Genomic DNA, 11,712 nt, shown 5'->3' with positions numbered 1-11,712 from the left:
CTCGGCTGGATCGGCGCGGTGCGCCGCGCCGATCCAGCCGAGGGCCCGCGCCGGGCGTTCCTGGGTGCAGCGCCCCCAGGGGCAGCGCGTCCTGGTGGATCGTCGACCGCCGTCGGATCATGAGGTGCACAGCACGGCGGAGTTCGATCACAGCCACCGAGGACCGCAGACACCGAGGACCGAGGAGAACCACCCATGAAGCGACACAGCCGACGCGCGTTCGTCGCCCTCGCCGCCGCGAGCGGCGGAGCGACGCTCCTGGGAACCCCGGCGCAGGCAGCTCCGGACCGCGAAGGGACGCCGGACACCGGGCCGGAGTCCGGTCGCGAGCGCGGGAACAAGGCGCTGGTGCTGCGGGCGTTCGCCCGGCAGAACAACGGGGGGAGCTTCTTCGACGTCCTGCACCCCGACGTCGTCTGGTCCATCGCCAACGGGCGGACGTACCACGGCAAGCAGGCGTTCCTCGACGAGGGCGCGGCACCGATCGTGACCCGGCTGGCCACACCCCTGATCATGACGCCGCAGCACCTGTGGGCGGACGGGGACACGGTGATCACCCGCTTCGAGGGCGACGCCACCGCGCTCGACGGGGTGGCGTACCACAACGAGTACTGCTGGGTGCTGACCTTCCGCCGCAACCAGGTCGTGCGGGCGTACGCCTACCTCGACATGATCGCCGTCACCGAGCTGATCGACCGGGTCGGGACACCGCGCTGAAGGGGCCGTCCCCCAGGGGCCGTTCCGGCCCGGGCCGGTCACGAAGGGCGGGCCGCGTCCCAGGCCGCGGTGATCATCTCGAAGACCTCGTCGACCGCGGCCTGCGGGTCGGGCGCCTCGCGGGCCAGTGAGTAGGCGTCGACCGCGAACCTCGCGACGGCCCGGCAGGCCGTCGAGGTCGGCGGCAGGTCGAGGTCGGCGGCGACGGCCCGGGCGAGCGCGTCCGCGTGGCGCAGCCTCATCGACCCCTCGTACGCCCGCAGCGCGGGGGTCACGTCGATCATGCGCCAGATCGGGGCGGCGCCGTCCGCCGTGCAGTGGCGGACCAGGGCGTGGACCTCGCGGCGCAGTGCGGGGACGAGCTGTTCGTCCGGCGCCCGGTCGCTGACCGCCCGGGCGAGGCGCTGCTCGAAGTCCTCGTCCTGCTCGAAGACCAGCGCCTCCTTCGAGGCGAAGTGGGAGAAGAGCGTGGTGACGGCGACGTCGGCCTCCGCGGCGACGTCACGGATGCCGACCGCGTCGTACCCCTGCTCCAGGAAGAGCCGCAGCGCGGCGTCGGCGATCTTCTGACGGGTCGCGGCCTTCTTGCGCTCGCGACGTCCGGGCGGCACGGTCATGCGCTCACGCTATCAGGCACGAAGATGGAACAGTTCTGAAACACTAACCGTTAGTGTTACGGTCGGCGTCATGACGACCACGAAGAAGACGACCATGAAGATGGTGAGCTTCGCCGAGTTCGGCGGGCCGGAGGTGCTGCGCCTCGTCGACGCCGAGGTGCCCCACGCCGGCCCCGGCCGCATACGCATCGCCGTGCGGGCGGCGGGGGTGAACCCGGTCGACTGGCGGATCCGCGAAGGCCAGTTCCAAAAGGCCCGTCCGATCGAACTGCCCGCCGGGGTCGGGCTGGACGCCGCCGGGGTGGTGGACGAGGTCGGCGCGGGCGTCGAAGGGGTCGCGGTCGGCGACCCCGTGTTCGGCGAAGGGGCGAGCACCTACGCCGAGTTCGCCGTGCTGTCGGCCTGGGCCCGGATGCCCGAGGGCCTGCCCTTCGAGGAGGCCGCCGGTTACCCCTCCGTCGTGGAGACCGCGCTGCGCGTCATCGACCAGGTCGGTGTGCAGCCGGGGCAGACGCTGCTGGTCAGCGGTGCGTCGGGCGGAGTGGGGTCGGCGGTGCTCCAGATCGCCCGCCACCGCGGCATCGCGGTGGTCGGCACGGCAGGGGCCGCGAACCAGGAGTACGTCCGCAGCCTCGGCGCCGTCGCCACGACGTACGAGAAGGGCTGGGTCGAGCGGGTGCGGCAACTCGGCGCCGTCGACGCGGCCCTGGACCTCGCCGGCGCGGGCGTGCTCCGCGAACTCGTCGAGCTGACCGGCGATCCGCAGAAGGTGGTCTCCATCGCCGATCTGGGCGCACCGGAGTTCGGCGTGCGGTTCTCCGGCACGGCCGGGAGCGTGCCGGCAGCGCTCGCCGAGGCCGCCGACCTCATCGCGCGGGGGAAGCTGCGCATCCCGGTGGAGAAGGCGTACGCGCTCGACGAGGCCGCGGCGGCGCACGCCGACAGCCGGGCCGGTCACACGCGCGGGCGCCGGGTCATCCTGGTCGCCTGAGTCGGCGCGGGCCGCGGCCGGCCGAATCCGGCGGCGGGGTACGGAGCCGCGTCGGCCCGCCGGCGGCAGGGCCGGTCAGCGCCCCGCAGGGGCGAGCCGGCGGGGCTCGATGCGCTCCTCGGTCGCCCCGGATCCCTCCCGCGTGACGATGTAGGCGCCCGCGCCCGGCACTTCCGCCACCGCCTCCACCAACTCCGTTCCGCGGTACACCAGGCCGACGCCGTCGTCCGTGCAGTGCGCCGTGGGCACGGTGCCGTCCGCCACGAGTCGGTGGATCAGGGGGCGCCGGCCCTCGTCGGAGTCGTAGTGCACGCCGTTGCCGTACGGCAGGAAGCCGAGCCCGTTGGTGACCGGGCGCAGCTCGGGCCCGAAGGAGTCCGTCGCGCCTCCCTCGTACCAGCAGAGGGAGCCCGCGCTGACCCCGCTGAGCACGACGCCGGCCTGCCAGGCGCGGTGCATGATGCGGTCCAGGCCGTGCGCCCGCCACACCGCGAGCAGGTTGATCACCGAGCCGCCCATGACCCAGACCACGTCGTGGTCGAGTACAGCGCCCTCGACGTCCTCGACGTTGGGCATGGGGAACAGGTGCAGGGGCGTGAGGTCGAACCCCGCCACCCGCGCGGCCTCGGTCATCCGGGTCGTGAAGTGCTCGGCGTCCCCGATGGCGGTGCCGACGTACATGATGCGCGGGCGCCGGCCGTGCACCCCGGAGAGGTCGACCGCATGGTGGACGAGGGAGTCGAACAGCACTCTGGTCCGCCCGCCGATCCGGTGGCCGCCGGAGGTCGCGAGGATGGTCGGTTCGGCTGCCGTCATGGCCATGATCGTATCGACTCCCGCCCTCCGGCTCCCGACCCCAGCTCTCCGACCCCGGGCGGTCACAGACGGCGGTGCAGCGCGCGGGAGACCGCCTCGATGGTGGCGATGCCGTCCGCCATGGTCGCGTTGTCCTCGGTGAGCACGGTCACGGTGTAGTCCCTGCCGCCGTCGGTGAAGGCACCGGCGCTGTGGACGCGCCAACCGTGGCTGGCCCGCGGCAACCAACCGTTCTTGACGTGCACGGCCGTGGTGGCGGGCGCGCCCGCCGGGGTGCCCCAGCGCTGCGACGGCACCACCTCGCGCAACAGCCGCAGGGCGTGGGAGCGGGAGGTGTCGCTCAGGACCGGGGTGGCGGTGGTCAACAGCCTGAGCAGCGTGCCCGTGTCGCGGGCGGTGATGCGGGTCAGTCCCCAGTGACCGGCGCGGCCGGGCACGGTGTCGGTCATCTTTGCCGCGGCGCAGAACGCGGCGATGCGCCCGGCGCCCAACTGCCGCCACAGGGCGTCCGTGGCCGCGTTGTCGGAGCGGGTGATCATGGCGCGCGCGAGGGCGGCTTCGCGGTCCGTGAGCCGGCGCCCCTGCCGATCGGCCTCCCGGAGCAGGGCGCCGAGCACAACGACCTTGACGACGCTCGCCGAGTCGTACGCCCGGTCGGCCCGGACCTCGCAGCGCGTGCCGGTGGCGCGGTCCTCGACGAAGACGGCGGCCGTGGACTCGTGGGCGCCGAGCGCGGCGGCGACGTCGAGGAGGAGTCCGTAACCGAGAGGGAGGTCCGCGGTGGTGCAGGAGACGTCCGGGAGGGTGGCCGCGGCGGCGGGCGCCGGTGCCAGCACGGCCGTGACCAGCGCGGTTGCCAGCGCCGCGGTGGTGGTGCGGCGTGCGGCGCCTGGCGGGGCCGTTCGTAAGCTGCCGCGGCGGGCGGGCGCCCGCCTGGTCCGTACCGTACGCAGTCCACTGGAAGGCATGGGGGGATTGACTCACGCCTTCCTGTGAACCGGGGCAGGCGCGGCCGACGGTCAGGGGATGGCCAGCACCGCCGCCGCGATGTACACCACCTGGAACGCGGTCCGGGGGCCGATGGGGTCTCCCTGGGCGATCCTTCGGCGGGCGGCGGACACGTTCGCCGGGAACATGACGATCATCAGCGCCGCGAGACCGGCCGCCGCCCAGGGGGCGGTCGCCGGAACGAGCAGGCAGAGTGCGCCCGCCACTTCCAGCAGGCCGGTGACGGTCACCAGCAGGTCCGGGCGGGGCAGGGCCGGCGGCACCATGTCGATGAGTTGGGCGCGGAGCTTGGGCTCGAAGTGGGCGACGGCGGTGAACAGGAACATGAGGGAGAGTCCGACCCGCAGCGCCGTCTGCCAGTCGTCGAGCGCGTCCACGCCGGCGAATCCGGCCAGCCGTGCCCCGACGAAGCCGATGATCAATGCGATGAGGGGTTCCACGGTGGCCTTCTCCTTCGCTGTCCACGCTCGGCCCCACCCGGCTACCACTGGATCACCGCCGCCGCACCCCGGCATCCGTACGCGACCGCCCGCACCCCCGACCCGGTGACGTGGTCACCCCATTGGCCACGAGGGCACCGCACGCGGGCCCCTGCGGCGGGCCGTTCAGGGCGGCGCGGCCCGAGCTGTCGAGCGCGCGATGCGGGCGTGCACGAACACCGCGGTGGTGGCCGCTGCGGCCCCGACTGCCAGGGCGGTGAGAGCGGCGGTCGTCGCGAGGTCGGGGGAGGTCAGGGGCTGGGCGCGCAGCGCCTGCCAGAAGAGGATGCCCGTGAGCGCGAGCAGGCTGGTCGCGGCGATCCACACCACGGCGACGCGGTGGCGGGGCGGGAGGATCCGGGGTCCGAGGGTGAGGAGCAGGCCGATCAGGCACAGGGCCTGGAGCGAGTGGATGCCGACGAAGTGGGCGATGCGCAGGTCGCCGGCGGTGGTGCTGAAGTTGGTGACGAGCATGCCGGGACCGCCGTCGGCTTCGCCGACCGTGTGGCCGCCGCTGATCGGCATGCCCTGGCCGAGGTCTTCGGCCACTTCCTGTTCGAGGGTAGGGCTGCTGACCATGGGGACGGCCGTTGCCATCCCGACGACGCCGACGACGAGCCCCAGCCGCAGCGCCCAGGCCAGTGCGGGTGGCTCGACGCGCTGGTGGAGCAGCAGGCCGATGGTGGCCAGGCTCGTCAGCACGACCACGGTGATGACGATCAGCATGGTCACCACCAGGGTGCTGGACAGGGGGGTGGTGAAGTTGAAGTGGCTGGTGGTGCCGGCTGCGGCCGATCCGGCGGCCCACACCACCTCGACGACCACCCCGGCCGCGGTGATCCAGGAAATCGCCCGTACCAGCCGTTCATGGCCTCGGACGAAGGTCAGCAGCCACAGCAGCGTGGCGGCGTAAAGGGCGAACGAGAAGGCGAACCGGGCCGGCTTGGCCCATGCCGGCTGCCCCGTGATCACCCGGGGGTCCACGACCAGTCCCACCAGCGCGACCAGGGTGACCAGGACCAGGACGACGACGGCCCCGGTCAGCGGCGGGTTGACCGTCCACGCCCGTCGGAGCACCCGCGGGGGGCTGAAGGAATCCGGCACCATGTCTGCTGCACCTCTCCGCGACGGCGGGTCTCCCTCGGGACATTGTGGAGAGACATGGACGAAGTGGGGTGCGAACCGTGCGCCCGCCGACGCGCCTCACCCTCGCGGCGGACGATCACGGCACCCCGACGGCGGCCCCCTCGCACCCGACCGGTCCAAGCCCCGCGCCGGGAGGGTCAGCGATCACCCACGTCGGCTGCGCCGCGCTGCTCGCGGTGGACATCGCGGACTCCGCGCCCGCCTGACGCAGCCGCGAAGTCGGCGAGCGCGCTGAAGTCGCCCTCGCGCAGGCCGATGCGCGGATCGACGTGGTGGAGGAGTCCAGGTGCCCGGTGGTGCTCCGTCACATACGCGTGGTCCCGCTCGCCCTGCTCGTCGTCCACCCAGGCGAACGGGCGGCCGTCGGCGTGGCGCACCAGGGGTTCGGTCTTCCAGTGGACCCCGTCGGGCCGCTCCTGGAACAGGGCGTCGCCGAAGTCGACGAAGGGGAGTTCGGGGAGGCCGAGCACCGGGGCGATCCACCGGTTGGCGTCGTCCATCCACGTGGTGGCCCACCAGAGTTCGTAGTCGAGCCGCAGCAGGGCCCGCCCGTGTGCCGGGTTGAGCCAGACCCGCAGGGGGCGCCGGCGGGAGGAGAGGGACACGTGGTCCGCCGTGGTCCCGCCGTTCCGGGGGACTCTCAGGGTGGTGTACCCCTCGGGGCGCCTCTCGGGTTTGGCCGCGTAGGGATTGAGGGGTCCGTCCACGTCGAGGAACAGCAGTGGTCGGCTCACGTTCCCCCCGTGCTCGACGTCGGCGGTGTCGTGGCAGCGTAGCTCCGCCGGCCGGATCGACGTCGGGGCACGTCATCGACGGGGAACCCCCGCTCACCCGCGGGGGACTCCCTCCAGTTCCGCCAGGGCCTCGTCCGCGTCGGACGGGGAACCCGACGTGCGGCTCTTGGCGCGGGCGCGGTTCAGGTGGTGGCGGGCCGAGTCCTCGTCGTGCTGGTGGTGGGCCGCGAGGGAGAGGCCGACTTCGGCGCGGATCTCGCCGCGGGTGTAGGCACGGTCCGAGGCGACGGACAGGGCGCGTTCGTAGTGGTCGGCCGCTCGGCGGGGGTGGCCCGCGGTCAGGGCGGTGCGACCGAGCCAGGTCAGGGTTTCGACGACCTCGGTCCACAGGCCGAGTTCTTCGGCGGCCGGGAGACCTTCGCGGTGGAGTCGTTCCGCACGGGCGGGGTCGCCGTGGCGTTCGGCCGCGCGGGCCAGGGCGCGGGTGGCCCGGAGTCGGCCCCAGCGGTCGCCGGTCTCGCGGAAGAGCGCCGCGCCCAGTTCCGTGTCCGTCTGGTCGGCGAGTTCGACCAGGGCCGCGGCCTCGCCCCAGGGGTCCCGGGCGGCGCGGGCGCCTGTGAGGCTCGCCTTCAGGAGGCGGCGGCCCTCGTGGTGGTGGCCGCGGCCGGTGAGGCCGGTGCCGACGAACCACTGAAGGCGGGCGCGGAGCACCGGGTCGGCGAGGCCGGCCGTCGGGTCGGCGCCGGCCTGCGCCGCCGTGGTGTCGGCCGTGGTGTCGGTCGGCGCCGTGCGCAGTTCGATGCCGGTGAGCCACGCCTGCGCGGCCGGACGCACGGCGGGATCCGTCTCGCCGTAGGTCGCCAGCGCTGCCTGGAAGGATCGACGGGCCTCGGTGAGCCGCCCGCGCAGGAACCAGTACCACGCCATCGCGTTCACCAGCCGTAGCGCGTGCTCGGCGTCGTTCTCGGTGACCGCGAGGTCCAGGGCGCGGCGCAGGTTGTTCGTCTCCTCGTCGAGCCGTGCCAGGCCGTGCCGCTGGTCCGGGCCGCGGAGCAATGTGCTCTGCTGCTCGGCGAGTTCGACGTAGCACCGTACGAACCGGGCGCGGACCGCGGACGTCTCCCCTGCCTCCGTGAGCCGTTCGGCGCAGTACGCGGCCACCGATTCCAGCAGCCGGAACCGGCCCGCCTTGCGGACCACCAGCGAGCGGTCCACCAGGCGCGACAGCAGGTCGGGCACCCGCTCCGCGGGCAGGTCGCGGTCGGCGCAGACGGCTCGGGCGGACGGCAGGGTGCAGCCGTCGGTGTGCACGGCCACCCGTCGCAGCACGGTCCGCTCGTCCGCGCCGAGCAGGTGCCAGCTCCAGTCGAGCATGCCGCGCAGCGTCCGCTGCCGGGCGGGCAGTCCGCGCGCGCGGACCTCGGGCCCGGGGAACCGGCCGTCGAGGGAGGTGGCGAGTTCGTCCGGGCTCAGCGTCCGCAGCCGCGGCGCCACCAGTTCCAGCGCGAGCGGAATGCCGTCCAGCCGACGGCAGATGGCGTGCACGGCGGGTGCGTTGTCCGCGTCGAGGGCGAAACCGGGCGCCGCTGCCGCCGCCCGCGCCACGAACAGCTCGACGGCGCTGGAACGGGCGACCGCGCCCGGACCGGTGTCCTCGGGCAGCGCCAGCGGAGGCACCGGATGCACCGCCTCGCCGGGGATCGCGAGGGCTTCCTGGCTGGTGACGAGCAGCTGCCCGCCGGGCACCTTCGCGAGTACGGCTCCGGCGAGCGCGGCGACCGGTTCGACCAGGTGCTCGCAGTTGTCCAGCAGGACGAGGAGCTGCTTCTCGGCCACCGCGCGGCACAGCCAGCCGACCAGGTCGTCGAGGTCCGGTTCGGACGCCGCGGTGTCGCACAGCCCCAAGGTCGTGATGACACGTTCGGCGATGTCGTCGGGGGTCGACTCGGCGCCCAGGCCGGCCAGTTCGACGAGCCACACCCCGTCGGGGAACTGCTCGGTCATGCCGTGCGCCGCGGCCGTCGCCAGTCGCGTCTTCCCGACCCCGCCGAGGCCGGTGAGGGTGACGAGCCGGGTGTGTGCGCGCGGGCTGAGCAGGGCCCGTACCCGGTCGACCGCATCGCGCCGGCCGATCAGCGCGGTCAGCGGCGCGGGCAGGTTGGTGCGGCACGACGGCGACTCCACGGTCGGCGGCACCAGATGGGGCTCCTGCCGCAGGATCGCCTCGTACAGCGCGGTGGCTCCCGGCCCGGGCGAGATCCCCAACTCCTCCCGGAGCCGACGCCGCAGCTCCAGGAAGCTCTGGAGCGCGTCGCCCTGCCGACCGGCCCGGTACAGCGCGCGCATGTACGCCATCGACAGGCGTTCGCGCAGCGGGTGCTGCGCCACCACATCACCCATGTCCGCGGCGAGTTCCAGGTGTGCGCCGAGCGTCAGCCGTGCCTCGGCCCGGTCCTCCAGGACGGTCAGCCGCAGCTCCTCCAGGCGGGCGATCTCGCCGCGGGCGAAGAGTGCCTCGGCGACGTCGGCGTACGCCGGGCCCCGCCACAGCGCGAGCGCGTCGGCGAACAACTCCTCCTTCGCCGCCGGGTCCCGGTGGGCGCGGGCGCGTTCGGCCAGCTCCTGGAACCGCACCGCGTCAACCGCGCTGCCCGCTTCGGCGGAGTCGGAGGGCAGCAGCAGCCGATAGCCCGCGGGTTCGCGGACGACCTGCTCACGGCCCAGTACGCGGCGCAGCGCGGAGATCTTCGTCTGGAGCGTGTTGACCGCTCCGCCCGGCGGGCGGCCCGCCCACAGGTCCTCGATGAGGCGGTCGGCCGACACCGGACCACCCCCGTGGGCCAGCAGGTCCGCCAGCAGGGCGCGCACCTTCGCTTCGGGGACCTTGACGGGCCGCCCCTCGGCGTCCCAGACGGTCAGCGGGCCCAGCACCCCGTAACGCATGGTCACAGCGTACGGCAGCGGACCCTCAGGAAACCGTGCGTGCGGCTCGGCAGGGTGGCCGGGCACGCATCGGAAACCGCAACGCATGGGAGTGCCATGAGCACCATGACCACCCGTAGGGCCGGCCCCCGGGAGTGGGGCGGGCTGGCCGTCCTCTCGCTGCCCACGGTGCTGCTCGGCCTCGATCTCACCGTGCTCTATCTCGCCCTCCCCTCGCTCGCGGAGGACCTGCGGCCGAGCAGCACCGAAGCGCTGTGGATCATGGATGCGTACGGCTTCCTGATCGCCGGGTTCCTGATCACCATGGGCACGCTGGGTGACCGGATCGGCCGGCGGAAGCTGCTGATGATCGGGGCGGCCGTCTTCGGCGTGGTCTCGGTGGTCGCCGCGTACTCCCCCAGCACCGAGCTGCTGATCGCGGCGCGCGCCGCGCTGGGGATCGCCGGTGCCACGCTGATGCCGTCCACGCTCTCCCTGATCAGCAACATGTTCGTCGACGCGCGCCAGCGCTCGGTGGCGATCGGGGTGTGGGCGACGAGCTTCTCGCTCGGCATGGCGCTCGGCCCGGTGGTGGGCGGCGCGCTGCTGGCCGAGTTCTGGTGGGGTTCGGCGTTCCTCCTCGCGGTGCCGGTCGCGATCGTGCTGCTGGTGGCCGCGCCGCTGCTGATTCCCGAGTACCGCGCACCGCGGCGCGGCCGGTTCGACCTGCTCAGCGTCGCGCTGTCGCTGGTCGCGATCCTGCCGGTGGTCTACGCGGTGAAGCGGGGCGCCAAGGAGGGCTTCGGGGCGCCCATGTTCGTCGCCGCGGCGGTCGGGCTGGTGGGCGGGGTGCTGTTCGTCAGGCGCCAGGGTACGTTGGAGAGTCCGCTGTTGGACGTACGGCTGTTCCGCAACCGCACGTTCAGCGCCGCGCTCAGCGTGCTGCTCGTCGGGCTGATCGGCGTCGGCGGCTCGCTGCTGCTGATCACGCAGCAGCTCCAGCTCGTGGAGGGGCTGTCGCCGGTGGAGGCGGGCCTGTGGATGGGGCCGCCCGCGCTGATGATGTTCGTGGCCGCGATCGGGTCGCCGCTCCTCGCGCGCCGCGTACGGCCGGGGGTCGTGATGGCCGCCACTTTGGCGCTGTCCACGCTCGGGTACGTGCTGCTCACCCAGGTGGAATCGACGGGCGGCATCGCCCTGATGGTGATCGGTTTCGGGCTGGTGTACCTGGGGCTCGGGGCGATCGCGTCGCTGGGCACGGACCTGGTGGTGGGGGCCGCGCCCCCGGAGAAGGCGGGCTCGGCATCGGCGATGTCGGAGACCGTGCAGGAACTGGGGCTCGCGCTCGGCGTGGCGACCCTCGGGAGCCTGGGCACCGCGGTGTACCGCGACCACGTCGACGCGGAGATCCCCGCGGGCACGCCGAACGACGTCGCGGAAGCGGCGGGCGACAGCCTCGCCAACGCCTCTTCCCTGGCGGACCAGTTGCCGGACGGCCTGCTCGATCAGGCCAAGGAGGCGGCGACCGCCGGCCTGAACGTCGCGATGACGGTCGCGGCGGTCGGCATCCTGGTGCTCTCCGCCCTCTCCGCGGTGGCGCTGCGGCACATTGGCACGATCGGCGACGAGGAACCGGAGGGCGAGCCGGAGAGCGAACCGGAGGAGCAGGTCGCGCATCAGCGGTGACGTGAGCCTGGCTCTCCCGCGCCGCGTGGTGCGGCAGGGAGGGCACTTGGGTCCGTCACCGGCGGCACGCGGCCCACACCGTCTTCCCACCGGGCCGGTGCGGCAGTACGCCCCAGTCGTCGGCGAGCGCGTCGACGAGCATGAGGCCGCGCCCCGACTCGCCGTCCGCTTCCGTACGCAGCACCGGCAGCCGCTCACCGCGGGCGTCGGTGACCTCGACCCACAGCTCCTCCGCGCTGAGCACGGCAACCAGCCGGGCCTCACGGCCGCGCACCCGACCGTGCAGGGCGGCGTTCGCCACGAGTTCGGCGATCAGGAGGCCGGCGGTGGGGAGCAGGTCGCCGTCCCGCCGTTCTTCCGGCGTCAGGTTCTCCGCGAGCCACTTCTCCGCGGTGTGACGCACCGCGCGAGCCCCGCGCCGGGTGGCAGGGAAGAGCCTGCGGAGGCTCACGTTGCCCATGTTGCTTGTGTTGGCGAGTGGTTCACGGGTCGCCGGCCCGATTTCCTGGTTCATCTCACCGAGGGTGACGGGGCGGTTCTACGGTGAGGAGTATCCGGCGACGTACGGTGCGTGACTGTCCAGCCGTCGGGCCGGA

12 protein-coding genes are annotated in these 11,712 nt (G+C 73.5%); 4 read left to right on the top strand and 8 right to left on the bottom strand.

The genetic code is table 11. From position 1 onward, the window contains the following. Window positions 1-199, top strand: a 199-nt coding sequence (locus AB0E05_RS35750) for a hypothetical protein (protein ID WP_361971647.1), incomplete at its 5' end; no start/stop codon positions are given. Beyond that, window positions 196-717 carry a nuclear transport factor 2 family protein gene (locus AB0E05_RS35745; protein ID WP_361971645.1) on the top strand — a complete coding sequence of 174 codons (522 nt, stop codon included), beginning with the start codon at window positions 196-198 and terminating at the stop codon, window positions 715-717. The genes AB0E05_RS35750 and AB0E05_RS35745, both read left to right, overlap by 4 nt. A gap of 38 nt (window positions 718-755) precedes the next feature. Here AB0E05_RS35745 and AB0E05_RS35740 read toward each other — a convergent pair whose 3' ends face one another. After that, on the bottom strand, window positions 756-1,334 hold the full coding sequence (locus tag AB0E05_RS35740; RefSeq protein WP_361971642.1) for a helix-turn-helix domain-containing protein: 579 nt from the start codon (window positions 1,332-1,334) through the stop codon (window positions 756-758). A gap of 94 nt (window positions 1,335-1,428) precedes the next feature. Here AB0E05_RS35740 and AB0E05_RS35735 point away from each other — a divergent pair, with 94 nt between their 5' ends. After that, window positions 1,429-2,325, top strand: coding sequence for an NADP-dependent oxidoreductase (locus AB0E05_RS35735; protein WP_361971651.1), 897 nt, complete (start codon window positions 1,429-1,431; stop codon window positions 2,323-2,325). Window positions 2,326-2,400: 75 nt separating this feature from the next. Here AB0E05_RS35735 and AB0E05_RS35730 read toward each other — a convergent pair whose 3' ends face one another. The 6 genes from AB0E05_RS35730 to AB0E05_RS35705 form a co-directional block, all read right to left on the bottom strand. Then, window positions 2,401-3,141 carry a peptidase E gene (locus AB0E05_RS35730; protein ID WP_361971640.1) on the bottom strand — a complete coding sequence of 247 codons (741 nt, stop codon included), beginning with the start codon at window positions 3,139-3,141 and terminating at the stop codon, window positions 2,401-2,403. Window positions 3,142-3,203: 62 nt separating this feature from the next. Beyond that, the gene (locus AB0E05_RS35725) at window positions 3,204-3,977 is read right to left on the bottom strand and encodes a serine hydrolase (RefSeq protein ID WP_361971638.1); all 774 of its coding nucleotides are present in this window, start codon (window positions 3,975-3,977) and stop codon (window positions 3,204-3,206) included. A gap of 183 nt (window positions 3,978-4,160) precedes the next feature. Beyond that, the gene (locus tag AB0E05_RS35720) at window positions 4,161-4,589 is read right to left on the bottom strand and encodes a DoxX family protein (RefSeq protein WP_361971636.1); all 429 of its coding nucleotides are present in this window, start codon (window positions 4,587-4,589) and stop codon (window positions 4,161-4,163) included. A gap of 165 nt (window positions 4,590-4,754) precedes the next feature. Beyond that, entirely contained in the window at window positions 4,755-5,735 is a 981-nt protein-coding gene (locus AB0E05_RS35715) for a hypothetical protein (protein ID WP_361971634.1), read from the bottom strand. 176 nt (window positions 5,736-5,911) lie between these two features. Then, window positions 5,912-6,508 (bottom strand): hypothetical protein, encoded by a 597-nt coding sequence (locus AB0E05_RS35710; protein WP_361971632.1) that lies wholly within the window; start codon window positions 6,506-6,508, stop codon window positions 5,912-5,914. Between the two features lie 93 nt (window positions 6,509-6,601). Beyond that, window positions 6,602-9,451, bottom strand: a complete 2,850-nt coding sequence (locus AB0E05_RS35705) for a BTAD domain-containing putative transcriptional regulator (RefSeq protein WP_361971630.1) — start codon at window positions 9,449-9,451, stop codon at window positions 6,602-6,604. Window positions 9,452-9,547: 96 nt separating this feature from the next. Here AB0E05_RS35705 and AB0E05_RS35700 point away from each other — a divergent pair, with 96 nt between their 5' ends. Continuing rightward, complete coding sequence (locus tag AB0E05_RS35700) at window positions 9,548-11,116, top strand: MFS transporter (protein WP_361971628.1); 1,569 nt, start codon at window positions 9,548-9,550, stop codon at window positions 11,114-11,116. Window positions 11,117-11,171: 55 nt separating this feature from the next. On the opposite strand, the gene AB0E05_RS35695 is transcribed toward AB0E05_RS35700, so the two are convergent. Continuing rightward, window positions 11,172-11,630, bottom strand: coding sequence for an ATP-binding protein (locus AB0E05_RS35695; protein WP_361971626.1), 459 nt, complete (start codon window positions 11,628-11,630; stop codon window positions 11,172-11,174). Between the last annotated feature and the right edge of the window lie 82 nt (window positions 11,631-11,712).

It is taken from the genome of Streptomyces sp. NPDC048057 (genome assembly GCF_040653095.1).
Classification (GTDB): domain Bacteria; phylum Actinomycetota; class Actinomycetes; order Streptomycetales; family Streptomycetaceae; genus Streptomyces.
This window is presented reverse-complemented; position numbering and strand designations above follow the sequence as displayed.

Excerpts from the sequence above, each read along its gene's own strand:
- AB0E05_RS35745 (WP_361971645.1), top strand. The coding sequence starts at position 196 with ATGAAGCGACACAGCCGACGCGCGTTCGTCGCCCTCGCCGCCGCGAGC.
- AB0E05_RS35740 (WP_361971642.1), bottom strand. The coding sequence starts at position 1,334 with ATGACCGTGCCGCCCGGACGTCGCGAGCGCAAGAAGGCCGCGACCCGT.
- AB0E05_RS35735 (WP_361971651.1), top strand. The coding sequence starts at position 1,429 with ATGAAGATGGTGAGCTTCGCCGAGTTCGGCGGGCCGGAGGTGCTGCGC.
- AB0E05_RS35730 (WP_361971640.1), bottom strand. The coding sequence starts at position 3,141 with ATGACGGCAGCCGAACCGACCATCCTCGCGACCTCCGGCGGCCACCGG.
- AB0E05_RS35715 (WP_361971634.1), bottom strand. The coding sequence starts at position 5,735 with ATGGTGCCGGATTCCTTCAGCCCCCCGCGGGTGCTCCGACGGGCGTGG.
- AB0E05_RS35705 (WP_361971630.1), bottom strand. The coding sequence starts at position 9,451 with ATGCGTTACGGGGTGCTGGGCCCGCTGACCGTCTGGGACGCCGAGGGG.
- AB0E05_RS35700 (WP_361971628.1), top strand. The coding sequence starts at position 9,548 with ATGAGCACCATGACCACCCGTAGGGCCGGCCCCCGGGAGTGGGGCGGG.
- AB0E05_RS35695 (WP_361971626.1), bottom strand. The coding sequence starts at position 11,630 with ATGAACCAGGAAATCGGGCCGGCGACCCGTGAACCACTCGCCAACACA.